Source organism: Pseudomonas sp. I8001 (assembly GCF_013385345.1).
In the GTDB taxonomy this organism is placed as follows: Bacteria; Pseudomonadota; Gammaproteobacteria; order Pseudomonadales; family Pseudomonadaceae; genus Aquipseudomonas.
Window position 1 is genome coordinate 192,636 of record NZ_JACAQC010000005.1, and the last position, 24,613, is coordinate 217,248.

Annotated in this window: 22 protein-coding genes and 1 pseudogene; 6 read left to right on the top strand and 17 right to left on the bottom strand. The window is 61.0% G+C overall.

Translation table 11 applies throughout. From position 1 onward, the window contains the following. Window positions 1-96: 96 nt before the first annotated feature. On the top strand, window positions 97-1,128 hold the full coding sequence (rsgA, locus tag HX839_RS02700) for a small ribosomal subunit biogenesis GTPase RsgA (RefSeq protein WP_003217530.1): 1,032 nt from the start codon (window positions 97-99) through the stop codon (window positions 1,126-1,128). Window positions 1,129-1,130: 2 nt separating this feature from the next. On the opposite strand, the pseudogene HX839_RS31790 reads toward rsgA, so the two are convergent. From HX839_RS31790 to motA, 3 genes and pseudogenes are all read right to left on the bottom strand, one after another. Further along, window positions 1,131-1,262: pseudogene (locus tag HX839_RS31790) on the bottom strand (outer membrane lipoprotein carrier protein LolA); the annotation flags it as partial. Window positions 1,263-1,282: 20 nt separating this feature from the next. Next, window positions 1,283-2,305, bottom strand: a complete 1,023-nt coding sequence (gene motB / locus HX839_RS02705) for a flagellar motor protein MotB (protein WP_087692483.1) — start codon at window positions 2,303-2,305, stop codon at window positions 1,283-1,285. Window positions 2,306-2,308: 3 nt separating this feature from the next. Further along, a complete protein-coding gene (motA, locus tag HX839_RS02710) occupies window positions 2,309-3,160 on the bottom strand; it encodes a flagellar motor stator protein MotA (protein WP_003217532.1) in 852 nt (283 codons plus the stop codon). 166 nt (window positions 3,161-3,326) lie between these two features. Here motA and HX839_RS02715 point away from each other — a divergent pair, with 166 nt between their 5' ends. The 3 genes from HX839_RS02715 to asd are packed head-to-tail and all read left to right on the top strand — an operon-like array spanning window position 3,327 to window position 6,613. Next, on the top strand, window positions 3,327-4,862 hold the full coding sequence (locus HX839_RS02715) for an HDOD domain-containing protein (RefSeq protein WP_003217533.1): 1,536 nt from the start codon (window positions 3,327-3,329) through the stop codon (window positions 4,860-4,862). Between the two features lie 58 nt (window positions 4,863-4,920). After that, window positions 4,921-5,736 carry a rhodanese-like domain-containing protein gene (locus HX839_RS02720; protein ID WP_102367974.1) on the top strand — a complete coding sequence of 272 codons (816 nt, stop codon included), beginning with the start codon at window positions 4,921-4,923 and terminating at the stop codon, window positions 5,734-5,736. 16 nt (window positions 5,737-5,752) lie between these two features. After that, window positions 5,753-6,613 carry an archaetidylserine decarboxylase gene (gene asd / locus HX839_RS02725; protein WP_003217535.1) on the top strand — a complete coding sequence of 287 codons (861 nt, stop codon included), beginning with the start codon at window positions 5,753-5,755 and terminating at the stop codon, window positions 6,611-6,613. 120 nt (window positions 6,614-6,733) lie between these two features. On the opposite strand, the gene serB is transcribed toward asd, so the two are convergent. Further along, entirely contained in the window at window positions 6,734-7,948 is a 1,215-nt protein-coding gene (gene serB / locus HX839_RS02730; RefSeq protein ID WP_003217536.1) for a phosphoserine phosphatase SerB, read from the bottom strand. Window positions 7,949-8,082: 134 nt separating this feature from the next. On the opposite strand from serB, the gene HX839_RS02735 reads away from it, so the two are divergent. After that, window positions 8,083-9,615: an AhpA/YtjB family protein gene (locus tag HX839_RS02735; protein ID WP_008439111.1), complete on the top strand. Its 1,533-nt coding sequence runs from the start codon at window positions 8,083-8,085 to the stop codon at window positions 9,613-9,615. A 187-nt stretch (window positions 9,616-9,802) separates the two neighbouring features. On the opposite strand, the gene HX839_RS02740 is transcribed toward HX839_RS02735, so the two are convergent. The 11 genes from HX839_RS02740 to HX839_RS02790 form a co-directional block, all read right to left on the bottom strand. Continuing rightward, window positions 9,803-10,510, bottom strand: a complete 708-nt coding sequence (locus HX839_RS02740; protein WP_003217538.1) for a membrane integrity-associated transporter subunit PqiC — start codon at window positions 10,508-10,510, stop codon at window positions 9,803-9,805. Window positions 10,511-10,687: 177 nt separating this feature from the next. Continuing rightward, a complete protein-coding gene (gene parC / locus HX839_RS02745; RefSeq protein WP_003217539.1) occupies window positions 10,688-12,952 on the bottom strand; it encodes a DNA topoisomerase IV subunit A in 2,265 nt (754 codons plus the stop codon). A gap of 10 nt (window positions 12,953-12,962) precedes the next feature. Continuing rightward, a complete protein-coding gene (locus HX839_RS02750) occupies window positions 12,963-13,484 on the bottom strand; it encodes a TIGR02281 family clan AA aspartic protease (RefSeq protein WP_008439113.1) in 522 nt (173 codons plus the stop codon). Next, window positions 13,481-14,485, bottom strand: a complete 1,005-nt coding sequence (locus tag HX839_RS02755; RefSeq protein ID WP_177066698.1) for an esterase-like activity of phytase family protein — start codon at window positions 14,483-14,485, stop codon at window positions 13,481-13,483. Before HX839_RS02755 ends, HX839_RS02750 begins: the two co-directional genes overlap by 4 nt. Further along, the gene (gene parE, locus HX839_RS02760) at window positions 14,485-16,389 is read right to left on the bottom strand and encodes a DNA topoisomerase IV subunit B (RefSeq protein WP_003209518.1); all 1,905 of its coding nucleotides are present in this window, start codon (window positions 16,387-16,389) and stop codon (window positions 14,485-14,487) included. The genes HX839_RS02755 and parE overlap by 1 nt, the downstream gene beginning before the upstream one ends. Before the next feature lie 44 nt (window positions 16,390-16,433). After that, window positions 16,434-17,042, bottom strand: a complete 609-nt coding sequence (locus HX839_RS02765) for a YqiA/YcfP family alpha/beta fold hydrolase (RefSeq protein WP_003209516.1) — start codon at window positions 17,040-17,042, stop codon at window positions 16,434-16,436. 95 nt (window positions 17,043-17,137) lie between these two features. Further along, a complete protein-coding gene (locus tag HX839_RS02770; protein WP_003209514.1) occupies window positions 17,138-17,542 on the bottom strand; it encodes a hypothetical protein in 405 nt (134 codons plus the stop codon). Between the two features lie 15 nt (window positions 17,543-17,557). After that, a complete protein-coding gene (locus HX839_RS02775; protein ID WP_023659359.1) occupies window positions 17,558-18,034 on the bottom strand; it encodes an ImmA/IrrE family metallo-endopeptidase in 477 nt (158 codons plus the stop codon). Window positions 18,035-18,198: 164 nt separating this feature from the next. Then, entirely contained in the window at window positions 18,199-19,014 is an 816-nt protein-coding gene (gene cpdA, locus HX839_RS02780) for a 3',5'-cyclic-AMP phosphodiesterase (RefSeq protein WP_177066728.1), read from the bottom strand. 99 nt (window positions 19,015-19,113) lie between these two features. Continuing rightward, window positions 19,114-19,563, bottom strand: coding sequence for a DUF1249 domain-containing protein (locus HX839_RS02785; RefSeq protein WP_003209507.1), 450 nt, complete (start codon window positions 19,561-19,563; stop codon window positions 19,114-19,116). Then, complete coding sequence (locus HX839_RS02790; RefSeq protein ID WP_003209505.1) at window positions 19,554-20,171, bottom strand: NUDIX domain-containing protein; 618 nt, start codon at window positions 20,169-20,171, stop codon at window positions 19,554-19,556. Before HX839_RS02790 ends, HX839_RS02785 begins: the two co-directional genes overlap by 10 nt. A 211-nt stretch (window positions 20,172-20,382) precedes the next feature. Here HX839_RS02790 and HX839_RS02795 point away from each other — a divergent pair, with 211 nt between their 5' ends. Then, the gene (locus HX839_RS02795; protein ID WP_003209503.1) at window positions 20,383-21,129 is read left to right on the top strand and encodes an RsiV family protein; all 747 of its coding nucleotides are present in this window, start codon (window positions 20,383-20,385) and stop codon (window positions 21,127-21,129) included. Here HX839_RS02795 and cytX read toward each other — a convergent pair. Both cytX and thiC read right to left on the bottom strand, forming a co-directional pair. Then, window positions 21,098-22,387 carry a putative hydroxymethylpyrimidine transporter CytX gene (gene cytX, locus HX839_RS02800; RefSeq protein ID WP_087692489.1) on the bottom strand — a complete coding sequence of 430 codons (1,290 nt, stop codon included), beginning with the start codon at window positions 22,385-22,387 and terminating at the stop codon, window positions 21,098-21,100. The two genes, HX839_RS02795 and cytX, sit on opposite strands and share 32 nt — an antisense overlap. Window positions 22,388-22,576: 189 nt before the next feature. Continuing rightward, window positions 22,577-24,481 (bottom strand): phosphomethylpyrimidine synthase ThiC, encoded by a 1,905-nt coding sequence (gene thiC, locus HX839_RS02805; protein WP_008439122.1) that lies wholly within the window; start codon window positions 24,479-24,481, stop codon window positions 22,577-22,579. Window positions 24,482-24,613: the final 132 nt, after the last annotated feature.

The window sequence follows — 24,613 nt, forward strand, 5'->3', positions numbered from 1 at the left end:
CTTGGCACCTTGGCGTAGCTGCGCAGTTTAGCAGGCAGGGCGTGCTAGACTCGCGACCGTTTCACCTAACCTTTGCATTATCGACACGGAACACCAATGGCCAAACGCCAGCTCAACCGTCGCCAAAACTGGCGCATCGAAAAGATTCAGGGCGAACGCGCTGCCCGCGCCGCCAAACGTGAATCCTCCGCCGTGGAAGCGCTTGAGGGCGGCGACCTGGGCCCCGAGCAAACGGGCCTGGTGATCGCGCACTTCGGTGTGCAGGTCGAAGTCGAGGCCACCGAAGGCGATCACGCCGGCCAGGTGTTCCGTTGCCACCTGCGCGCCAACCTGCCTGCGCTGGTGACCGGCGACAAGGTGGTATGGCGTGCCGGCAACCAGGGCATCGGCGTGATCGTCGCCCAGTTGCCGCGCACCACCGAACTGCGTCGTCCCGACAGCCGTGGCCAGCTCAAGCCGGTAGCGGCCAACGTCGACATGATCGTCATTGTCTTCGCGCCACTGCCCGAGCCCCATGCCAACCTGATTGACCGCTACCTGGTAGCGGCCGAACACGCCGGCATTCGCCCGCTGTTGCTGCTGAACAAATTCGACCTGATCGACGAGCAGAACGCCCCGGCGCTCAACGCGCTGCTGGCGGTGTACCGCACCCTCGGCTACCCGGTGCTGGAAGTCTCGGCGCATCACGGCAATGGCATGGAACAGTTACAGACTGAACTGGACGGGCGCATCAGCGTGTTCGTCGGCCAGTCGGGTGTGGGCAAGTCGTCCCTGGTCAACAGCCTGTTGCCGGAAGTCGAAACCCGTGTTGGCCCGCTGTCGGAGCTGTCCGGCCAGGGCACCCACACCACCACCACCGCGCGATTGTTCCACTTTCCGGGCGGCGGCGAGCTGATCGACTCCCCCGGCATCCGTGAATTCGGCCTGGGCCATGTGAGCCGTGCCGATGTTGAAGCGGGCTTTATCGAGTTCAACGACTTGATCGGCACCTGCCGTTTCCGTGACTGCAAACATGACCGCGAGCCGGGTTGCGCCCTGCTCAAGGCACTGGAAGACGGCCGCGTGCAGCAGCAGCGAATGAACAGCTATCGCTCGATCATCGCCAGCTTGCCCGAGACCAGCTATTAACATGTAGGAGCGAGCTTGCTCGCGAAAAGCTTGAGGGCGCCGCGTGCATTCAGAGAGCACGCGTCATCGTTAACGTCCATCGCGAGCAAGCTCGCTCCTACAGGATGTAGCAGGTACAAAAAGGCCGCGATCATCGCGGCCTTTTTGTACCTGCTTACGAGCCAGTGGCTGGCTGAGTCGGATCCTTCACACCGCCATCGTCAAACAGGTTCAGCTTCTGCCGCAGCTCATGGGCTGGCAGCGGCTCCTGCTCGGGCGGCAGTGCGTTCGGGTCTGCCGGCACTTCGCCCGGCGCGCCTTCACCCTGGGTCGGCGCCGGTGGCGTCGCAGGCGGGTCACCTTCAATTGCACGCTGGGCCTTTTTGGTCAGCACGACGATATCGATGCGTCGGTTGATCGGATTGAACGGATCCTTGGGATCAAACAGCTGCGAGGAAGCAAACCCCACCACCCGTGCCACTTGCGGGTCCGGATAGCTGCCAGCAACCAGTGCACGACGCGCGGCATTGGCCCGGTTGGCCGAGAGCTCCCAGTTGCCGAAGTCGCCCTGCCCTGCATATGGCTTGGCGTCGGTGTGGCCGCTGATGCTGATCTTGTTCGGCACCGCCTTGATGGTGTCGGCCATGGCCAGCAGGATGTCTTCAAAGTACGGCTTCAAGCGTGCACTGCCGGAATCGAACATCGGCCGGTTGGCGGCGTCCGTGATCTGGATGCGCAAGCCATCCGGGGTGATCTCGAAGGAAATCTGGTCCTTGAACTTCAGCAGTTGCGGGTTTTCCTCAACCTTGGTTTGCAGTTCCTGCAGCAGCAATTCCAGGCGTTCCTGCTCGACCTGTTCGGCCATGCTCTCGACGGTGTCGCGCTCGATCGGGATCTTTTCCTGCGGCGAGTCGGTCTTGATTTCCGGGTTGATGGTGCGCTCGGGCGCCAGTTGCGGCGAACCACCGAGGTCGATCACAAAAGGCGTGCCGCTCTCGGAGAAACCGATGGGGTCCTTGAAGTAACCGGCGATGGCGATCTTCTGTTCCGGCGTGGCGGTGGACATCAGCCACAGCACCAGGAAGAACGCCATCATCGCCGTCGCAAAGTCGGCGAAGGCGATTTTCCAGGCGCCGCCATGGTGCCCCGCAGCGAAGCGCTTGACGCGCTTGATGATGATCGGCTGGTTGTTTTCCATGGCTTAGCGACCGCGAACCGCTTGTTCCAGCTCAGCGAAGCTTGGACGGTGCTTCGGATACAGAACCTTGCGCCCGAACTCCACTGCCAACGATGGCGGCATGCCGGAAGCCGAAGCCACCAGGCAGGCCTTGATGGCTTCGTACAGATTCACTTCTTCCTTGGCATCGTGGGCCAGGGACGTGGCCAGCGGGCCGAAGAAACCGTAGGCCGCGAGAATACCGAAGAAGGTACCTACCAGTGCCGCACCGACGTGCATGCCGATGGCTTTCTGGTCGCCTTCACCGAGGGAGGCCATGGTCACCACGATCCCGAGCACCGCGGCAACAATACCGAAACCGGGCATGCCGTCGGCGATGCCGGTCACGGCGTGGGATGGGTGCTCCAGCTCTTCCTTGAGGCTGAACAGTTCCATGTCGAACAGGCCTTCCAGCTCATGGGGCGCCATGTTGCCGGACGACATGATGCGCAGGTAATCACAGATATAGGCGGTCATGCGCTCGTCTTTGAGCACGGCCGGGTACTTGGCGAAAATCGGGCTCGCCGCGGCGTCCTCGATGTCGCCTTCGATGGCCATCATGCCTTCGCGGCGGCTCTTGTTGAGGATCTCGTAGATCAGCCCCAGCACTTCCAGGTAGAAGGTGTGGGAGAAGCGCGAGCTGAACATGCCCAGCGACTTCTTGATCACGTGCATCGTCATGTAGCCGGGGTTGGCCTGCAGGAATGCGCCGAACGCCGCACCGCCGATAATCAGCACTTCGAAAGGCTGGATCAGCGCCGCAATCTTGCCGTGGGAAAGGACGTATCCGCCGAGCACGCTCGCGATGACGACGATGATGCCGATAATTTTAGCCATAGGGGATGAGTACTTGCGCCGTCGGGTTCAGGGTCATATTCGCAAGAGTTGAAAACTCTTGTTCTACTTATCGGCAAATCTGCGCCAGACTATAGCCCGTTATGGCGAAAAACCAGTTCGGCCCGTCCCGGGCGTGTTGACCGCAAGTGATGATCGCGCCCCAATCATGGCAAATGAAACGACAGTCCCAACTCAAAAACCCGCCACCCTCGCCGCTTGGATAAAGCGCCTGGACGATGTGCTGTTGCCTGTTCCACAGGCGAGCCACGACCGGGTTTGCAAGGCCATCGGCGACAACCGCAGTTCGTTGCGGGATATTGCAGAGCTGATGCAGAACAGCCCGGCGCTGGTGCTGAGCGTGATGCGCGAGGCCAATAACCAGGCCCACGGCAGCCTCGCGGAGCCGGCAGAAAACCTCGAAGTGGCGATCAATCGCCTCGGCCTCAAGCGCACCGAGGAGCTGCTGCGGCGCCTGCCTTCCGTGCCGCTGAATGAAATCCCCGTGGCCCTGCGCCAGCTGCAGATGATCAGCCAGCACGCTTCGCAACAAGCCAGCGGCCTGTTCGCCAGCCGCCTGGCGCGGTTGTGGCAAGACATTCACTGGGGCAGCCTGCTGTTCCTTTCGCCGCTGTGGCCGATGGCGATTGCCTATCCCAAGCTGCTGGAAGAATGGGAGCTGCGGGTGATTCACAAGGGCGAATCGGCCCGCACAGTCGAACAGGAGCTGTTCGGCGTACGCCTGCTGGACCTGTGCCTGGGGCTGACCAACACCTGGCGCCTGCCGATCTGGGTATCCCAGGGTTATACGTTACTGCTGACGGAACAACGCTTGCTGGTCAAGGCGCTGAGCATTGCCCGTGAAGACGAGCCGTTGCGCCAACAGCAGTTGCTGGATGCCGACCCGAACCTGCGTCGCTGGCTGAACCAGCCGGCCAACACTGTGCTGTTGGCCAACGGCCTGGCGCTGGCGGCGCAGGAGTCCTGGACCTGCCCGCACACCCAGCGCTGGCAATACCTCACTGCGCTTTACCTGCAGCAACCGTTGGCCGAAGTGCAGCAACAGTCCCACCAACACGCGGCGATCAGCGCCCGCAGCACCCTGATGCGCGACCTGTGGCACCCGGCGCTGTCGTTGATCTGGCCATGGGATGTGCAGCGCGTTCACCACGGCTTGCTGCCGGCACCGCCACCCACCGCCGAGTCCCTGGCGATCTGGCGCAAGCGCTGCACCGAATTGCTCGTAGAGCCCAGCCGCTTTGCCAATGCCATGCACCTGACCACCTGCGCCAAGGAAGCCCTCGTGGCCTGCGGCATGCAACGGGTGATGCTGCTGATGGCGGACAAAACCTTGAGCACGCTACGTGTGCATCAAGTCGACGGCCTGCCGAAGGACGCCGACCACATGAGCCTCGACGTGGCGCAAAGCACCCTGCTGCAACGCCTGCTGGCCAAGTCCGCCCAGGTGCGCCTCAACCCCGACAACCACGCCCAGTTCTCGGCACTGCTGCCGCCGGAACTGCGCCGCCTGTTCAAGGGCGAACACCTGCTGCTGCGCTCCCTGAGCTGCAATGGCCGGGTGGTGATGCTGATGGTGGCCGACCAGGGCGGCGGGCCGTTCTCGGAAACCACCGTGCAGGCCTTCGGCAAAACCGCCCAATGCATCGAAAAGGCCCTGCACAGCTTTACCAACCGCAGTGCCTGACGCTTGCGCTACAATCGCCCTCCCTTAGCGCCCAATTTTTATGCCCAGGAGACCTCACATGCCTGACTTCTCTGGCTTGCCGCTGGTCATCGAGGCCAGTGACCTGCTCGGTCGCCTCGATGCCGAACACCTGATCCTGGTGGACCTCACCAGCGCTGCGCGTTACGCCGAAGGGCATATCCCCGGCGCACGTTTCGTTGATCCAAAACGCACTCAACTGGGCCAGCCACCAGCGCCGGGCCTGCTGCCGGGCAAGGCTGATCTGGAAAAGCTGTTCGGCGAACTGGGCCACACTCCGGATGCCACTTACGTGGTGTACGACGACGAAGGCGGTGGCTGGGCCGGGCGATTCATCTGGATGCTCGACGTCATCGGCCACAAGAAATACCACTACCTCGACGGCGGCCTGCTGGCGTGGCTGGAAGAAAAACACCCAGTGTCCACCGAGGTACCGGCCAGCGCCGGCGGCCCGGTCAGCCTGACGTTGCATGAAGAACCCACCGCCACCCGCGAATACCTGCAAAGCCGTCTCGGCGCTGCCGACCTGGGCATCTGGGACGCCCGTGGCCCGCTGGAATACTCCGGCGAGAAAGTCCTCGCGGCCAAGGGTGGACACATCCCGGGCGCGGTGAACTTCGAATGGACCGCCGGCATGGACAAGGCACGCCAACTGCGCATCCGCCGCGACATGCCGCAGATCCTCGAAGACCTCGGGCTGACCCGCGACAAAGAAATCATCACCCACTGCCAGACTCACCACCGTTCTGGCTTCACCTACCTGGTGGCCAAGGCGCTCGGTTATCCGCGAGTCAAAGGTTATGCCGGTTCCTGGGGCGAATGGGGCAACCACCCCGACACCCCCGTTGAGATTTAAGGTTTAAGGACAGTTAATGAAAAAGCAGTTGTTCATCCTCAGCCAGTACTTGCTGCCCCACCACCTGCTGTCGCGTCTGGCCGGTTGCATTGCCGAATGCCGCGTGCGCTGGTTCAAGAATGCGTTCACCAGCTGGTTTGCCAAGCGTTATCAAGTGGACATGTCCCAGGCCCTGGTTGAAGACGTGACCGCTTACGAGCACTTCAACGCCTTCTTCACCCGCGCACTGAAAGACGGTGCACGGCCGCTGGATCAAACCCCAGGTGCGGTGTTGAGCCCGGCCGATGGCGCGGTCAGCCAGTTGGGCCCGATTGAACATGGCCGGGTGTTCCAGGCCAAGGGCCACAGCTTCAGCGTGCTGGAATTGCTGGGCGGCGATGCGGCGGTGGCTGCGCCGTTCATGGGCGGCGATTTCGCCACTGTTTACCTGTCGCCGAAGGACTACCACCGGGTGCATATGCCATTGGCCGGCACCCTGCGGGAAATGGTTTATATCCCTGGCCGAATCTTCTCGGTAAACCAGACCACCGCCGAAAATGTGCCGGAACTGTTTGCGCGTAACGAGCGTGTTGCCTGCATCTTCGACACCGAACGCGGCCCGATGGCCGTGGTGCTGGTTGGCGCGATGATCGTGGCATCGATTGAAACGGTTTGGGCAGGATTGGTAACGCCGCCAAAACGCGAGCTGAAAACCTTCCGTTATGACGAAGCTGCCCGTGGGCCGATCCACCTGGAAAAAGGTGCGGAACTGGGGCGCTTCAAGCTGGGTTCGACGGCAATCGTGCTGTTTGGGCCGGACCAGGTTCAATGGTCGGAAGCACTGCAGGCGGGGACGCCGGTGCAGATGGGCCAGGGCATGGGTTTGCCGAAAGCCTGACCTAGCGATCATTCCCACGCTCCGCGTGGGAATGCATCCCGGGACGCTCCGCGTCCCAACCTCAAAATCGGACGCGGAGCGTCCAGGGCGGCGTTCCCACGCAGAGCGTGGGAACGATCTTCAGAGCTGACCGTCGCGATCGCGGAACCCCAACAGGTACAACACGCCATCCAGCCCTAAAGTCGAAATCGCCTGCTTGGCCGATTGCTTGACCAGCGGCTTGGCCCGGAACGCCACACCCAACCCGGCAATCGCCAGCATCGGCAAGTCATTTGCCCCGTCGCCGACCGCAATGGTCTGCTCCAGACGCAACCCTTCCTTGTGTGCCAATTCCCGCAACAGGTCAGCCTTACGCTGTGCGTCGACAATCGGCTCCACGGCGACGCCCGTCACCTTGCCGTCCACCACTTCCAGCTCGTTGGCGAACACATAGTCGATACCCAGCTTGGCCTGCAATTGCTTGGCGAAGTAGGTGAAACCGCCCGACAGGATCGCGGTCTTGTAGCCCAGGCGCTTGAGTTCGGCGAACAGGGTTTCGGCGCCTTCGGTCAGTCGCAGGGAGGCACCGATGGAGTCCAGTACGCTCACATCCAGGCCCTTGAGCAGCGCCAGGCGCTCCTTGAAGCTGGCTCGGAAATCCAGCTCACCAGCCATGGCACGCTCGGTAATTTCCGAAACCTGCTCGCCTACACCGGCAGCCTTGGCCAATTCGTCGATGACTTCGGCTTCGATCAGCGTCGAATCCATGTCGAACACCGCCAGGCGGCGATTACGGCGGAACAGCGAGTCTTCCTGGAAGGCGATATCGACATTCAGCTCCTGGGCAACGCTCAGGAATTCGGCACGCAGGGCCTGGGGATCTGCCGGCTCACCGCGTACGGAGAACTCGATGCAGCCCTTGCCCTTGTCTGCTGGCGTGTCCAACGGCATACGACCCGACAGACGGTCAATGTGGTCGATATTCAAACCGTACTGAGCCGTGATCGAACTGACACGCTGCAATTGCTCGGCCGTCACCTTGCGGGTCAACAGGGTCACGATGTGGCGTTTTTTGCCCTGGCCGGCCACCCAGCTCTGGTAATCCTCTTCGGACACCGGGGTGAAACGCACCTGCTGATCCAGCTTATACGCCGTAAACAGGATGTCCTTGAGCACGGACGAGGCTTGCTCGGTGCTGGGAATTTCCACCAGGATGCCGAACGACAGCGTGTCGTGAATCACTGCCTGGCCGATGTCGAGAATGTTCACACCACCCTGGGCCAGAACACCGGTAATGGCTGCGGTGAGACCCGGACGGTCCTCACCTGTGATGTTAATCAGGACAATTTCGCGCAAAGCGCACCCCCGAGCTGGAAAAAAACCGCATTCTACCCACTTTCAGTGACCATCGGGCACAGCCAGCGCTTTGCCGGTCTTGGGCCTGTCGCTATACTGCGCGTCAACTTCACGGACTAAAGAGCCGAGCTTAAGTGAACCGGCCCACGCCAGTAAAAACCGATAACTTCTTCCTGCTGATCTTCCGGGCACTGCGCCACCGCCGTGTACCGATCGCATTACGCATCGCCAGCCATAACGTGATCCTGGTCGCCCTGGCCCTGGTCATCTACGCCTGCGTGATGGGTTTGCAGTTCAAGCAGGCCATGCACGAGCAAGCCGACGCTTTGGGCGAGAGCCTGACCACCCAGACCGCCACCTCGGCGACTGAGTTGTTGGTGTCCAACGACATCCTCAGCCTCAACGTGCTGCTCAACAACCTGACCAAGAACCCGCTGGTTGCCCACGCCGCTATCTATAGCGTGGACAACCGGATCATGGCCGAAGCCGGGCAACGCCCGAAAAACGGCCTGCTGGGTGAAGCCGAAGGCCTGTACCAGAGCAATATCACGTTTCAGGACGTGAAGGCCGGCCAACTGCGCATCAGCCTGGACATGCAACAGTTCCAGCAGCCGATGACCATCAGCCTGCAAAGCATGGGTATCTTGAGTGCGATCCTGCTGGCACTGTCCCTGGCCTTGAGCCTGCGCCTGGGCCGGCATATCTCCACGCCACTGATGCAACTGCGCATCTGGCTGCGGGATATCGATGAACACACCCCGGCCACCGACCGCCAGGACGAAATCGGCGACCTCGCCCGCCAACTGCACACCAGCTTCGCGCCGGAGCCCGTAGTGCCCGAGGTTGAACCCGAGCCCGAGTTCGACGACACCGACTACGAAGACGACGAGCCCGAGTTTGAAGTGCGCAACCTGCGGGACCCGAGCTTCGACGAGTCTGCGCCGGTAGCGGCCCAAAAGCCGGCGACCCGTCATGTGATCAAGGCAGAAGAAGACGAACTGGACGAAGAAGACCCGTTCGCCGATCTTCGCGATACTTCAGTGCCAACCGCTCCTGCTGTGCAGCCTGCTCCGGTGCGCAGCACCCAGCCCCAGCACAGCGCCGTATTGGCCGTGCAACTGGGCGCACAGGATCAACTGCGTCGCTTGCCGCGGGCACGCCTGACCGAGTTGCTGGAACGTTATCGTGACTGCCTCGACCAGGCGGCCTCGCTGTATCAGAGCGAACTGCACACCCTGAACGACGGCAGCACCTTGATGCTGTTCCACAGCGAAGACAGCGGCGAAGACTACCTGACCAACGCCATCTGCTGCGGTGAACTGCTGCGGGCCCTGGGCCATGCGCTGCAAATCGAAGTGGCCGACAGCGGCATCACCCTGCAACTGCAATTGGGCCTGACGGTGGGCGACGATCTGTATGGCATGAGCCAGATCGATCTGCTCCTGACCGAGATTGCCCAGGATGCGCTGGCCTTGTCGCAACACAGCCGCAACCTGCTGCTGGTGGAACGCAAGATCAGTGACGACGTGCTGATTCGCCAGCGTGCGCGGATCCGCCCGATTGCCAGCCCTGAAGGTGCGTGCTGTGTGGAGCGGTTGATGGAGCCTTACCCGTCGATGCTTGAGCGCCAGCTGGCGCGGATGCATGAGACGCGGGCGAAGAACTAAAGAACAACGCAAATCAATGTGGGAGCGGGCTTGCTCGCGAAAGCGGCCTGTCAGTCAGCCTATGTATCGACTGATCCGCCGCCTTCGCGAGCAAGCCCGCTCCCACATTAGATCTGCGTACCGCTCAAATCCCGCACAAACAAAAGGCCCGCTCATCAGCGGGCCTTTTTGTTGGTCTGTATTCAGGTCAGAACCTGAACACTTCCATATCGGTGCGAATCGGCACGGCCATCGGCATCTTCGGCTTCTCCGGTGCCGCAGCCTTGGGCTGCGCCGGGGCTTGTTTGCGTGGCGCTTCTGCCACCGCTGGCTGATTGGCCAATGGCTTGAGGGCCACCGACAGCTGGTCAGCCAAACGTTGCAGCAACACACCCTGGGCCTGGACCTGGGACGCGGTGCTGCCGCTGTGCTCTTCCTGCAAGTGCACGATGCGGTTATCCCGCACCTGGCCACGACGGTCGATCAAGCGCCATTGCGCGTCGAGGATAGCGGGCTGCGAAACGCCCGAGTCCAGTCGCGTAATGGTCAGCAGCACCTGTACGTCCGGGGCAAAACCCAACGGCGCCGGCGCCAATACCACACGCTGGCTGTCCAGGTGGCCAGCCACCTGGCGCAACATCAACTGATTGATGTCGGACGAAAGGCTACCGGCCCAGCGGCCATCGGTGGAACCTTGCAGGCTGCCGTCGTTCTGACGTTGCAGCAGGGTTTCACGTTGCAGATAGTCGGCCACTACAACAGGGCCAAGCAATACAGCCATGCCGGCACTTTGTGCAGGCTGAGCCGGACTTCCACTGTCCAGCTGATACAGCGACACCGGTTGGTGTGTGCTGCAACCCGCCAGGCCCAAAAGGCCAGCGAGCAACAAAAATAAAGGAAGGCGCGGAGCAGTCATCATCCCATCCAGGTGGCTGCCACAAGGCGAACCACAATGTAATACTCAAAAATAACCTGTACGCGCTCAGCCACGCCGGCGCTGGAAAGGCCATATCATCCGTGAATATGCGCCATGACTCCAGCGCGAAAGCGTCGATCTACGGGTTAAATCGTAGATCGGGCGCTCTATATCGCCTTAAACGGGCGTTTCCACCAGTAAAGCGTCCACTCGCTGGAAGCCGCGCGGCAGTTTATTGCCACGACGACCCCGCTCACCCTTGTAGTGCTCGAGGTCGTCAGGGCGCAGTGACAACGTGCGCTTGCCGGCCTGCAACACCAGGGTCGAGCCTTCCGGGATCACGGCGATGTCGGTCACGTACTCTTCGCGACTGGCCACCCGCTCCCCGGGAATACCAATGATCTTGTTGCCCTTGCCTTTGCCCAACTGCGGCAAATCGCTGATCTTGAACACCAGCAGGCGCCCTTCGGTCGTCACCGACGCCAGCCAGTTGCCTTCACGGTCTTCCACCGGACGCGGCAGGATCACCTTGGCGTTGTTCGGCAGGCTCAACAACGCCTTGCCCGCCTTGTTCTTGGCCTGCAGGTCTTCACCCTTGACCACGAACCCATAGCCCGCATCGGAAGCGATGACGTACAACGAGTCATCGTCCGGCAGCAGCACGCACTCAAAATTCGCACCCGGCGGCGGTGTCAGGCGCCCGGTCAACGGCTCGCCCTGCCCCCGCGCCGATGGCAAGGTGTGCGCCGGCACCGAGTAACTGCGACCGGTGGAGTCGATAAACACCGCAAACTGGTTGGAACGCCCCGCCGCCGCGGTTTTGAAACCGTCGCCAGCCTTATAAGACAGACCGGTGGCGTCAATATCATGCCCTTTGGCTGAGCGAACCCAACCCTTTTCCGACAGAACGACGGTAATTTTCTCGTTGGGCAGCAACTCGGTTTCGGTCAGGGCCTTGGCTTCGGCGCGCTCGACAATCGGCGAGCGGCGGTCGTCGCCATAGGTTTCGGCGTCCTTGATCAGCTCGGTGCGCACCAGCTTCTTCAGCTTGGCCTCGCTGCCCAGCAGGGCCTGGAGCTTGGCTTGTTCCTTGAGCAGCGCGTCCTGTTCGTCCCGCAGCTTCATCTCTTCCAGTCGCGCCAACTGACGCAGACGGGTGTCGAGGATGTAGTCGGCCTGGATTTCGCTGAGTTCGAAGCGCGCGATCAGCTCGGCCTTCGGGTGCTCGGCGGTACGGATGATATGGATCACTTCATCCAGGTTGAGGTAAGCGATCAGCAAGCCGTCCAACAGGTGCAGGCGGCGTTCGACCTTGTCCAGGCGGAATTGCAGGCGGCGACGCACGGTCTGCACCCGGAATTCCAGCCATTCCACCAGCAAAGCCCGCAGGTTCTTCAACTGCGGCTTGCCGTCCAGGCCAATGATGTTGATGTTGACCCGATAGCTGGACTCCAGCTCAGTGCTGGCGAACAGATGCTGCATCAGCACTTCATGGTCGACCCGGCTGTTGGTCGGGATGATCACGATGCGGCACGGGTTTTCGTGGTCGGACTCGTCACGCAGGTCGGCGACTTGCGGCAGCTTCGACGGCTTGGCCTGCATCAGCGCGGCAATCTGCTCCAGCACCTTGGCGCCGGACACCTGGTGCGGCAGCGCGGTGACGATGATGTCGCCGTCTTCGATGTGGTACACGGCGCGCATGCGCACCGAGCCTTTACCGGTCTGGTAGATTTTCAGCAGGTCGGCGCGAGGCGTGATGATTTCTGCTTCGGTCGGGTAATCCGGGCCCTGGATATGCTCGCAGAGCTGTTCGACCGTAGCCTTCGGCTCATCCAGCAGGCGCACGCAGGCGCTGGCCACTTCCCGCAGGTTGTGGGGCGGTACGTCAGTGGCCATGCCCACGGCGATACCCGTGGTGCCATTGAGCAGGATATTCGGCAAACGTGCCGGCAACACCAGCGGCTCGTCGAGGGTGCCGTCAAAGTTCGGGCCCCAGTTGGCCGTGCCCTGGCCCAGTTCGCTGAGCAGCACTTCCGAATACCGCGACAGACGCGCTTCGGTGTAACGCATGGCGGCGAAGGACTTCGGATCATCCGGCGCACCCCAGTTACCCTGGCCGTCCACCAACGTGTAGCGGTAGCTGAACGGCTGGGCCATCAGCACCATGGCTTCGTAGCACGCCGAGTCGCCGTGAGGGTGGAATTTACCGAGCACGTCACCGACGGTACGCGCCGACTTCTTGTGCTTGGAGTCAGCGTCCAGGCCCAACTCACTCATCGCATAGATAATGCGCCGCTGTACGGGCTTCAGGCCGTCGCCGATATGCGGCAAGGCACGGTCCATGATCACGTACATGGAGTAGTTGAGGTAGGCATTTTCGGTGAAGTCAGCCAGCGACCGGCGTTCAACGCCATCTAAGCTGTCTGCAAGGATGTCACTCATGCGGGCCTCATCATTGTTTGGTCTGGCGCAGCAGCAAAGTGCCGCTGCGCTGGGTAAATTCAAGTTGTTTCAATGCACTCATGCCCAGCAATACCTGTTCATCGCCCAAACCCGGTACCACGATGGCGCGCACGTCCCGAAGGACGATATCGCCCAGTTGCAGGCGGCCCAACTCGGTCCGAAAGCCCTGGGTTCGCCCGTTGGCCGTACTCACGCCAACCGGCATGCCGCGTTCAAGCCCGAGACGGTCGGCCAATTCAGCCGGAACCGCCACGTCGGTGGCCCCGGTGTCGAGCATGAACTGCACCGGCTTGCCGTTGATCTGGCCAGTGGCGACAAAATGCCCTTGGCCGTTGCCCAGCAGTTTTACTTCGATATAACCCTCGTGCTGCTCCGAGGTCACCACGGCATTGGGGTTTTCCTGTCGCGCTTCCCACTGCCCAAAAAATCGTGTCGCCAAAAACAGGCCGGCGCCCCACGCGACGAACATCAACACACGCCCGGCGCGCTTGCCGGGTGGTTGCGCACTCATGGCTTGGCGCTCCAGCCACCCGCAGGGGCGGCGAAACGATAGACCACCGGCCGCTTTTCGCCATCGGCGCGGGCACCGAAGTTATTGTCGATGCCGATCCAGGCACCGTCAGCGTCCACCACCAAGGCTTCGGCCAATCCATAGGCCTGGGCATAACGCCGATTCGGCGTCAGCGCTTCATCGGCAAACGACCAGCACAACTCCACCTGGGCCGTGACCGCATCCCGGCGACACACCTGAAACGCATTGCGCTCCAGGGTAAACAGCTTGCCATTGAACAGCGCCAGGTCGGAAAAGTCCTTGGACACCGCCTTGGCGCCCGGAAACTGCGCCGGCTGCATCTCCTGGCCGGCCTCGCTCAGCAATACACAAGGGCCTTCACAATCCCAGAGGGTTTGCGGGCGCTTGATGGAAATCAGCCCGCGCCGCTCGCGTTCGGCCGCAAGCCAGATTTGATTGCCTTCCGGGTTCACCACGATGCCTTCAAACAACGCGTTGAAGTGCAGCAACATGCCACTGGCCCGAGCTTCGCGAACCATGCCCGGGGCGATCTTCAGCCACTCCGTTTCACCGTGTTCTGAGGAGAAAGGCACCCTGAGAACCGCCGCGTGGGCTTCGCTGACAATGTAACGGTTACCCGCCGCATCGCAGCTGATGCCTTCAAAATCCAGATCACCACCACGAATCAACGCAGCTGCCCTGGTGCGTGAGCGCAGGCCAAAGGGCAAACCCGACGCCGGCACCGGCGGCACATCAATCCCGTATGTCTCTGCTTTCCAGACGTCACCGGCGGTATCGAGCCGGTAGATCTGGTCGTCATCGCGATCGGAGACTGTCCACAATTCGCTACCGCATGAGGCCAGGCCCGACAGGTTTCCGCCGCGCATGCCTTCCACCGGGTGTTCCGACAACAGCTTCAGCTCAGCCACAGGCGCCGCGACCACCGAGGTGGTCGCCAACCCGCTCAACAACAGTATCGCCAGGGCGAAACCGCTGCGCATCAGCCCAGAACCTCGGCCAGGTTGCCCTTGGACTCCAGCCAGTTCTTGCGGTCCGGCGCGCGTTTCTTCGCCAGCAACATGTCCATCATTTCCGAGGTAGCGGCGAAATCTTCCAGGGTCAACTGCACCAGGCGCCGGGTGTTCGGGTCCATGGTGGTTTCCCGCAGCTGCGGCGGGTTCATCTCACCCAGGCCCTTGAATCGGGTGACCTGCGGCTTGCCGCGTTTCTTCTCGGCCACCAGGCGATCGAGGATGCCATCGCGCTCGGCTTCGTCCAGGGCGTAGAAAATCTCCTTGCCCAAGTCGATGCGGTACAAAGGCGGCATGGCGACATAGACGTGACCCGCATCCACCAACGGGCGGAAATGCTGGACGAACAGTGCACAGAGCAAGGTCGCAATGTGCAAGCCGTCGGAGTCGGCGTCGGCGAGGATGCAGATCTTGCCGTAGCGCAGCTGACTCATGTCCGCCGCGCCCGGGTCGACACCGATGGCCACGGCGATGTTGTGCACTTCCTGGCTGGCCAGCACTTCGCTGCCATCGACTTCCCAGGTGTTGAGAATCTTGCCCCGCAGCGGCAGGATCGCCTGGAATTCCTTGTCCCGCGCTTGCTTGGCGGAACCGCCGGCGGAGTCACCTTCCACCAGGAACAGTTCGGAACGCATCGGGTCTTGCCCGGCGCAATCCGCCAGCTTGCCCGGCAGTGCCGGACCCTGGGTGATGCGCTTGCGCTCGACTTTCTTGCTGGCCTTCAGGCGACGGCCGGCGTTGTTGATCGCCAGCTCCGCCAGGGCCAGGCCCAATTCAGGGTGTTCGTTGAGCCACAGGCTGAAAGCGTCCTTGACCACACCGGAGACAAACGCCGCTGCCTCACGGGACGACAGGCGCTCCTTGGTCTGGCCGGAGAATTGCGGCTCCTGCATCTTCATCGACAGGACGAACGCGATCCGCTCCCAGACGTCTTCCGGCGCCAGCTTCACGCCGCGCGGCAGCAGGCTGCGGTATTCGCAGAATTCGCGCATGGCATCCAGCAAGCCCTGGCGCAAACCGTTGACGTGGGTACCGCCCTGGGCCGTCGGGATCAGGTTGACGTAGCTTTCCTGGACGCTGTCGCCACCTTCCGGCAGCCACAACAAGGCCCAGTCCACGGCTTCTTTATTACCCGCCAGGCTGCCGCAGAACGGCTCGTTCGGCAGGCGCTCGAATTCGCTGACAGAGTCTTCCAGGTAGGAACGCAGGCCGTCTTCGTAATGCCACTCGACCTTTTCGCCGGTGCCTTTGTCTTCAAAGCTGACCAGCAGGCCCGGGCACAGAACAGCCTTGGCCTTGAGCACATGCTTGAGGCGGCTGATGGAGAATTTGGGTGAATCGAAGTATTTCGGGTCCGGCGCGAAGTACACGCTGGTGCCGGTGTTGCGCTTGCCGACGGTGCCGATCACTTCCAGGTCGGTGGCCTTGTAGCCATCGGCGAAAGTCATCTGATACTCGTTGCCGTCGCGCTTGACCTTGACCCGTACGTGGTTCGACAGGGCGTTGACCACGGAAATACCCACACCGTGCAAGCCACCGGAGAACTGGTAGTTCTTGTTGGAGAACTTGCCGCCGGCGTGCAGCTTGGTGAGGATCAGCTCGACGCCCGACACACCCTCTTCCGGGTGAATGTCCACCGGCATGCCACGACCGTCGTCGGACACTTCCAGGGAATGGTCGGCGTGAAGGATGACTTGTACCGACTTGGCGTGCCCGGCCAAGGCTTCGTCGACGCTGTTGTCGATTACTTCCTGGGCAAGGTGGTTCGGCCGACTGGTGTCGGTGTACATGCCGGGGCGTTTGCGCACCGGGTCGAGGCCCGAGAGGACTTCGATGGCGTCGGCGTTATAAGAGCTAGCGCTGGGAGTGGCCATGGGGTCTCGTCGTGAGTCGTTCGATTAAAAAGTAACCTGCGGTTTCACAATGCGGTGAAATCGAAGGATTGGTACTGATCGGAGCCTATGCCGGCAAAACTCAACAGCGCCGGTAACTGTTGGGCGAAGCCCTGGTAACCGTGATCGCCACCGGCCTGGATGCGCAAGGCACAGGCCCGGTAATACTGCTGGGCGAGGCGATAATCCAGTGTTTCATCGCCGGTCTGCAACCACACCTGATAACGCTGGGCGTCCTGGGGCGCCGGCACTTCCAGCTCGGCCAGGGCCGCGACGTGGTCGTGGGTCAGCTCCCAGGTCTCATCGGTGTAGAGGTTCTTCTGGGTGCCCAGGTAACCGTCGAACATCCGATGAGGGCTGACTGCCGGGTTGACCAGCAAGGCGTTGAGGCCATGGCGTTCGGCAAGATGGGTTGCATAGTAGCCGCCGAGTGAGCTGCCTACCAGCAGTGGCCTTCCGAGGTCACGGATAGCCGCCTCCAACTGGGGGATCGCCTGGCGGGGGTGGTGATGCAGGGCCGGCACGCGCAGTTGGTCGGCCAGACCGAGGCTGTCCATCACGGTGATCAACTGGCTCGCCTTGTTGGAGGCTGGTGCGCTGTTGAAACCGTGGATATACAAGATCGATGCGGACATTCCGGGTCCTCTGGGGGCGGCTTTAAAGAGGGGCAGTTTACAGGGAACCCGGAAGCATGAGCAGGGCCATGGATGAATGCAGCCCGCTCAAGGCCTTAACCTGTCTTGGATTTGAGAAAATCTTTCAGTGCCGAGGCAAGCTCCTGGAAAATGGCGACGATATCGCCACCCAACCCTGCAGGCTTTTCTTCATGTTTAGCGGGCTCAGCTGCCAGCTTCATCATCAACAGAATTAAGGCTATTGGCATAATCCCCAATAGCCACAAGAGCATTGGTGTGGTTTCGAGTTTAACCCCGTGTATAAGCTTGAAGGTATATACGGCAAATGCCCCGAAAACGTATACGGCCGCCACATAGATCGTAACGAAGATGACTCCACGCTGAAGCCTGCGGGTATCGGCTTCGTCCAGTTGGCTTTTGTTAAACCGCTCCGTGTCCGGGAGAGGAGGCGCGCTGCCTTCTGAGAAATCCACATCCTGCGGAAAGTTTTGATCCTTCAATTGACTGATCTCGTTTTAGTAGCGAATTAGACCCAGGTTCATCAAACGGTAATGCATGGCGGCACCCGATACATTCAAAATGCCCGCCATCTCGTCGACATCGTATTTTTTTTCCTTGAACACCAGCCACTCAACCACTTCCTTGGGCATTAGTAGTTCCGCGGCGAAGCTGTTTGCATCGCGTTCACGGTACAAATGCGTTCCTGAACTGTAGTTTTTCGCGTTATCCCTGAAGGAATGGCCGTGCTTCAAAAACATGTGACCGAGTTCGTGAGCAATAGTAAAGCGTTGGCGAACATTCGCATCGTCGGGATTAAAGCGGATCACAGGGATATTATTCACAACGTCGAAACAGCCGCTGAGGTCATGAGCGCTCATACCGTAGTCTGGCTCGACGGATGCTCCCGCCGCACGTGCAATACGATATGGATCAACAGGCAGTTGACGGTCCCAATACTGATCGAGGACAGCTTGGGCTGTGCGAACAGGCATGAGCAAATCTCCTTCAATACTGGTTAATAAAAGACTCCACTGGAGAAAGGGGAAAATTGTACAGAAAACTGCGAGTGAACACCGATCTGGCGCACACACAGCCATATTAGACGCGAAAAAAGAAAGGCCCGACTTTCATCTAAGTCGATTTGTAAATACCCCAATCAGTAGCCGTCACTCCCGTAATCCACCTGAAACGCAAATCCCTCCACCCGCTCCACACCAGTTTCCAACCGCCCGTCGGCATGCAACCGCAGCCAGCGATACCCGGGTGCCTGCTCACTCACGCTGAAATCCTCACTCCCGGGAGCGAACTGAATACAGGTAGAAGGCGAAGCCAACAAACGCACCCCATTGCGCTCCCGGTCAATTTCCTGATGCACATGCCCCCAAAGCACCGCCCGCACCTGCGGAAACCGATCCAGCACCGCAAACAACGCCTCAGGATTGCGCAAACCGATGGGCTCCATCCAAGCGCACCCAATCGACACCGGATGATGGTGAAAACACACCAGATGATGCCGAGTCGGCGCCTCACTCAACGATTGCGCCAACAGTTGCAGTTGCTGGTCCTGCAAATACCCCGGCACCGAGCCCGGCACCGCCGAGTCCAGCAGGGTAATCCGCCAGTTACCCACATCCACCACCGGTTCCAGCAACGCACTGTTGATCGCCGCTTGCAGCATCACCTGCGGCTCATCGTGATTCCCCGGGATCCAGCGCGCCGGCGCCTGAATCTGCCGCGTCATGTCACGAAACGCCTGATACGACTCCAGCGTACCGTCCTGGGACAAATCCCCGGTGGCCAGCACCAGATCAATCTGCGGCTGCTGCACCAACACCGTGTCGATCACCCGTTGCAGGCTCTCGCGGGTATTCATGCCCAGCAGGCCGCCGTCTGCCTCGGCAAACAGGTGACTGTCGGACAACTGCACCAGCAACGCCGAAGCGTCAGGGTTCAAGGCGGATACGCTCGGCAAGGCGTTCTCCCAGGGCGTGATCACAGGAATGGACATTTGAGGCGATTATGCTGGGGCAGGACACAAAGAGGAAACCCGTGAAGCGGACGCAGTTCACATCTATCGAACGACTTCGAACTCGTGGCCCAGGGCCAGGCAGTGACTCAACCATTCACCGAGGAACACATTGAGCTGTGCTTTCTCATCGGGTTGGTGCATGAACACGTTGGGGTAAGGATAGATGCTGCGAAAGCGTCGTGCATGTTCGGCGCTGATCACTTCGGCCATGCGTGCGTCGTGGTACACCTGCACTTCCAGCTGCGGCACCGGCAGCCACGGCAGGCTGTGCTCCTGACGCACCCGCAGGGTGGTGGTGTACGGGCAGTTCACGATCACTTCCAGGGTCAGCACGCCGAGCATCTGGTCGCCGTGAGTCACGGCAATGCGCCGCGCCTCGGGGGTGTGGCGCATGTCCGGCAGCAGCCGCATCAGCCGTGCATAGTTGGCCTCGCAGGCTGCTTGCAGCCCGATCAGGTCAACCCGATATCGCTCCCGTGCCTTTACTGCCATAACCCCCTCACTTCCGCGCGATTAAGCGCAAGCCATTGCAGGGCAATAATGCTCGCTGCGTTGGAAATTTTACCGTCACGTACCGCCTGCAGGGCGTCTTCAAAGGCCCAGACAGTGACGCGGATATCTTCGGCTTCCTCTTCCAGTCCATGGACGCCACCGGCCCCGGCGCTTTCGCAACGGCCCAGGAACAAGTGGACAAATTCGGTGCTGCCACCCGGCGACGGAAAGTACTTGGTGATCGGCCAGAGTGCGGAGAAGGTAAGGCCAGCTTCCTCCTCGGCTTCGCGGTGTGCAACCTCCTCCGGTTGCTCATCCTTGTCGATCAGGCCGGCGACCATTTCGATCAGCCACGGGTTGTCGGTACGCCCCATGGCGCCGACGCGAAACTGCTCGATCAGCACCACTTCATCGCGCTGCGGGTCGTAGGGCAGTACACACACGGCGTCATGACGCACAAAGACTTCGCGATTGAGTTCACGGCTCATGCCGCCATCAAACTTCTCGTGCCGCAGTTTCAGCCGATCCAGTTTGTAGAAGCCCTTGTAGGCATTGTCGCGCTGAACAATCTCGACCTTGCTCGGCGTCGATTTCGCTGTGTCCGTCATATCAACCCTCGTTTATTGCCTTGCGGTGTCGAGGCGGCCTCGACATCGCGCCATCCTAACGCGCTCGTGCCCCTTGATGCAGCCCCTTTCCGGTTGCCGGGATAGACGGCGGGCGTCAAACTCACTCTAATCAGCTTAGTGGCGAACTGACTGCCTTGTCGGGAGTCGAAGCTCCACATTTTCACCTTTCCTCGATTTATGAAGGACACACATGTCGCTTTTAAAAATCGCCTCCGTGGCCTGTATCGCCTTGACCCTGGGTGCTTGCCAGAGCCTGTTCCAGCCGAGCTACCTGAAGCCGCTGGACACCACCGCCGACGCCTCCGAGCAGATCAAACCCGGCTGCAGCAGTCCGGATTGCCCGCTGGTAAACATCGACACCGTGCACTTCCCGTCCGAGCCGCAACTGGACCAGATCATCGAACAGCGCCTGCTGCAGATGGCCCGCACTTCACCTGGCCAGGCCATGCCCGCCACCCTGAACGCCTACCGCGACAAGTTCTTGCGTGAGTCCCCGGACCGCAACAGCATGTACTTGCAGGCCAAGGTACGTGAGCAGCATGACGGACTGGTGATCATCGAAGTGTCCAGCTACCTGGACACCGGCACCGCCCACGGTGAGCCGGGCCGCGGCTTCATCAACTATTCACGCCTGCTGCACAAAGAGCTGAGCCTGACCGACATGCTGTTGCCGGGCCAGGAAGATGCATTCTGGAAGACCGCGAAAGTCGCCCACAACAACTGGCTGATCAATTCGCAGATGGACCGTGACCCGGAGTTCGTGAAGAACTGGCCGTTCCAGAAAACCCCGAACGTGGCGCTGACCAGCAATGGCGTGGTGCTCAAGTACAACGTGACCACCATCGCGCCGTACGCATTGGGGCTGATCGAAATGACCATCCCCTATGCGCGCCTCACCGGCGTGATCAAGCCTGAGCTGGTGCCCGCACGCCACTGAAGGCCCGGCCCAGGATGAAGTGCAACAGCCCTGCCAGCACCAGCGCCGGCAGGGTTGCACCGACATCCGGGTACAGATTCGCCAACAGGTGATAGGTGCTGATCCCTCCAAGCCACGCCAGCAGTGCCGGCCAGCGCAGGTTGGCGGCAACCCCATGGCCACGACGGCGCAGGATGAAGTGATCCACCAGCACCACGCCGAACAGCGGCGCGAACACCGAGCCGATCAGCAGCAGGAAGTTCTGGTACTGCGCCAACGGTGCAAAGCAGGCGATCAGCGTGCAGATAACGCCAATGGCCAATGCCAGGTGCTCGACTTTCAAGCGCAACAGAATCCCGCTGGACACCGCCGCCGAGTGAATATCGGCGAACGCGTTTTCTGATTCATCCAACAGGATCAGCAGCAGAGGAATCCCCAGGCCGGCTCCGGCCAATGCCAGCAGCAACGCATTCACTTCACCGCTCGGCGCAAACGCCAGGGTGTAGGCCACGCCAAGGCTCATCAGCCAGAAGTTACCGATGAAGAAACCCAGTGCCGTGCCGCCGAACACGTTTTTCGCGCGTTTGCCGAAACGTGAGTAGTCGGCAATCAGTGGCAGCCAGGACAGCGGCATGGCAATCGCGATATCGAAGCCAACGGCAAACGGCATCGAACCGTCACCAGCCTGGGCCCAGAGAGCGGCCAGGTCGGCTTTGGCGAACAGGTTCCAGGTCAGCCACAGGCAGGCGGCCAGCAGCAGCCAGATGCCCCACTTGCGCAGGATCTGCCGCACGAAGGTCAGCGGACCGCTGACGGCAAGCAAGGTCGCGAGGGCGCCGAATACCAGGGTCCAGAACAATGGGCTGGTCAGCAGGCTGCCTTCGCTGAACGCGCGGGCGCCCAACAGGCTGGCGGCGTCGCGCATCACGATGATTTCGAATGAGCCCCAGCCGATCAGCTGCAGCAGGTTCAGCAGCGCCGGCAGGCTTGCACCCTTGGTGCCGAGGCTGAGTTTCAGGGCGGCCATGGATGACAGGCCGGTATCGCTGCCGATCACGCCGACGGCGGCCAGCAACAGCACGCCGACCAAAGTGCCGAGGAAAATTGCCAGTAAGGAACCGGAGAGGCCCAGGCCCGGCGCCAACAGTGCACCGGTTTGCAGGACCATCAGGCCGATGCCCAGGGAGAACCACAGGGAAAAGAGATCGCGGGCGCCGAAGACGCGTTTGTCCAAGGGGACTGCGATGTCTGGGGAATAGGTGCTGGGTTGAATGCTCAAGGGTGTTATCTCAGAGGGACACTATTATTTGAATCAGCAAAGTCCCCTGTGGCGAGGGAGCTTGCTCCCGCTGGGCGGCGAAGCCGCCCCAAAACCTGCAACCGATGAGTGTCAGTCAAGACACCGATCCAGATTCCGGGAGCGCTGCGCAGTCCAGCGGGAGCAAGCTCCCTCGCCACAGGTTCTGATTCAGACCTTTTTGTACAGCTGGCTACCTTCCTGCTTGAACCGCTCCGCCTGCTCCGCCAGTCCCTTGGCCACGTCCACATCCACCGCTTCAATGCGCTGGTTGGCCGCGTACTCACGCACTTCCTGGGTGATCTTCATCGAGCAGAATTTCGGCCCGCACATCGAGCAGAAATGCGCGACCTTGGCCGAGTCCTTCGGCAAGGTTTCATCGTGGTAAGAACGCGCCGTGTCCGGGTCCAGGCCCAGGTTGAACTGGTCCTCCCAACGGAATTCAAAGCGCGCCTTGCTCAACGCGTTGTCACGAATCTGCGCCCCCGGATGCCCCTTGGCCAAGTCCGCCGCATGGGCCGCGATCTTGTAGGTGATGATCCCGGTCTTCACATCGTCCTTGTTCGGCAGGCCCAAATGCTCCTTCGGCGTGACGTAGCAGAGCATCGCGCAACCGAACCAGCCGATCATCGCCGCCCCGATGCCCGAGGTGATGTGGTCATAACCCGGGGCGATGTCGGTGGTCAGCGGACCGAGGGTGTAGAACGGCGCCTCGTCGCAGCACTCCAGCTGCTTGTCCATGTTCTCCTTGATCAACTGCATCGGCACGTGGCCCGGGCCTTCGATCATGGTTTGCACGTCGTGCTTCCAGGCAATCTTGGTCAACTCGCCGAGGGTTTCCAGCTCGCCGAATTGCGCGGCGTCGTTGGCGTCGGCAATCGAGCCCGGGCGCAGGCCGTCTCCCAGGGAGAAGCTGACGTCGTAGGCTTTCATGATTTCGCAGATTTCGTCGAAATGGGTGTAGGTGAAGTTCTCTTTGTGGTGCGCCAGGCACCACTTGGCCATGATCGAACCACCACGGGACACGATGCCGGTGACGCGCTTGGCGGTCAGCGGTACATAGCGCAGCAATACGCCGGCGTGGATGGTGAAGTAGTCGACGCCCTGCTCGGCCTGTTCGATCAGGGTGTCGCGGAACAGCTCCCAGGTCAGGTCTTCAGCGGCGCCGCCGACTTTTTCCAGGGCCTGGTAGATCGGCACGGTACCGATCGGCACCGGCGAGTTGCGGATGATCCACTCGCGGGTTTCATGGATGTGCTTGCCGGTGGACAGGTCCATCACCGTGTCCGAACCCCAGCGAATGCCCCACGTCAGTTTCGCCACCTCTTCTTCGATGGACGAACCCAGGGCGCTGTTGCCGATGTTGCCGTTGATCTTCACCAGGAAGTTACGGCCGATGATCATCGGTTCCAGTTCGGTGTGGTTGATGTTGGCCGGGATGATCGCGCGGCCACGGGCGATTTCTTCGCGGACAAATTCCGGAGTGATGATTTTCGGCACGCTGGCGCCGAAGCTGTGGCCGGCGTGCTGCTGGTCCAGCAGGCCGGCGGCGCGGGCCTCTTCCAGCTTCATGTTTTCGCGAATGGCGACGTATTCCATCTCGGCGGTGATGATGCCTTTGCGGGCGTAGTGCATCTGGGTGACGTTGGCCCCGGCCTTGGCACGGCGCGGGTTTTTCACGTGGGCAAAACGCAGCGCGGTCAGCTCGGCATCGCTCAGGCGCTGTTGGCCGAAGTGCGAGCTCAAGCCCGACAGGCGCTCAGTGTCGCCACGGGATTCGATCCACGGCGAGCGCACATCGCCCAGGCCTTTGCGCACGTCGATGATCACGTTCGGGTCGGTGTAGGGGCCTGAGGTGTCGTAGACCACTACGGGCGCATTGATTTCGCCGCCGAAGTCGGTGGGGGTCACGTCGAGACTGACTTCGCGCATCGGCACGCGGATATCCGGACGGGTGCCCTGAACGTAGATTTTTTGCGAGCGGGTAAACGGCTGCACGGAACCGGAGTCGACCTTGGCCGATTCACTCAAGTGCACGGTGTTTTTTGATTTTTGGCTTTTTAATTCGATGCTCATCACGGGCTCTCCAACTATCCAGGCGGTGGATTTTTGTCGGAGTGAACCTGTGACGGATGGACGCACTGTGACAGTGCTGTGCTTGGCGCACGGGCTGTTCGATTGTCGAACAACATCCCGGACGAAGCACAA

Bases quoted from the DNA above. Each gene is read 5' to 3' on its own strand.
- rsgA (WP_003217530.1), top strand. From the start codon at position 97: ATGGCCAAACGCCAGCTCAACCGTCGCCAAAACTGGCGCATCGAAAAG.
- motB (WP_087692483.1), bottom strand. From the start codon at position 2,305: ATGGAAAACAACCAGCCGATCATCATCAAGCGCGTCAAGCGCTTCGCT.
- motA (WP_003217532.1), bottom strand. From the start codon at position 3,160: ATGGCTAAAATTATCGGCATCATCGTCGTCATCGCGAGCGTGCTCGGC.
- HX839_RS02715 (WP_003217533.1), top strand. From the start codon at position 3,327: ATGGCAAATGAAACGACAGTCCCAACTCAAAAACCCGCCACCCTCGCC.
- HX839_RS02720 (WP_102367974.1), top strand. From the start codon at position 4,921: ATGCCTGACTTCTCTGGCTTGCCGCTGGTCATCGAGGCCAGTGACCTG.
- asd (WP_003217535.1), top strand. From the start codon at position 5,753: ATGAAAAAGCAGTTGTTCATCCTCAGCCAGTACTTGCTGCCCCACCAC.
- HX839_RS02740 (WP_003217538.1), bottom strand. From the start codon at position 10,510: ATGACTGCTCCGCGCCTTCCTTTATTTTTGTTGCTCGCTGGCCTTTTG.
- parC (WP_003217539.1), bottom strand. From the start codon at position 12,952: ATGAGTGACATCCTTGCAGACAGCTTAGATGGCGTTGAACGCCGGTCG.
- HX839_RS02750 (WP_008439113.1), bottom strand. From the start codon at position 13,484: ATGAGTGCGCAACCACCCGGCAAGCGCGCCGGGCGTGTGTTGATGTTC.
- HX839_RS02755 (WP_177066698.1), bottom strand. From the start codon at position 14,485: ATGCGCAGCGGTTTCGCCCTGGCGATACTGTTGTTGAGCGGGTTGGCG.
- parE (WP_003209518.1), bottom strand. From the start codon at position 16,389: ATGGCCACTCCCAGCGCTAGCTCTTATAACGCCGACGCCATCGAAGTC.
- HX839_RS02765 (WP_003209516.1), bottom strand. From the start codon at position 17,042: ATGTCCGCATCGATCTTGTATATCCACGGTTTCAACAGCGCACCAGCC.
- HX839_RS02775 (WP_023659359.1), bottom strand. From the start codon at position 18,034: ATGCCTGTTCGCACAGCCCAAGCTGTCCTCGATCAGTATTGGGACCGT.
- HX839_RS02785 (WP_003209507.1), bottom strand. From the start codon at position 19,563: ATGGCAGTAAAGGCACGGGAGCGATATCGGGTTGACCTGATCGGGCTG.
- HX839_RS02790 (WP_003209505.1), bottom strand. From the start codon at position 20,171: ATGACGGACACAGCGAAATCGACGCCGAGCAAGGTCGAGATTGTTCAG.
- HX839_RS02795 (WP_003209503.1), top strand. From the start codon at position 20,383: ATGTCGCTTTTAAAAATCGCCTCCGTGGCCTGTATCGCCTTGACCCTG.
- thiC (WP_008439122.1), bottom strand. From the start codon at position 24,481: ATGAGCATCGAATTAAAAAGCCAAAAATCAAAAAACACCGTGCACTTG.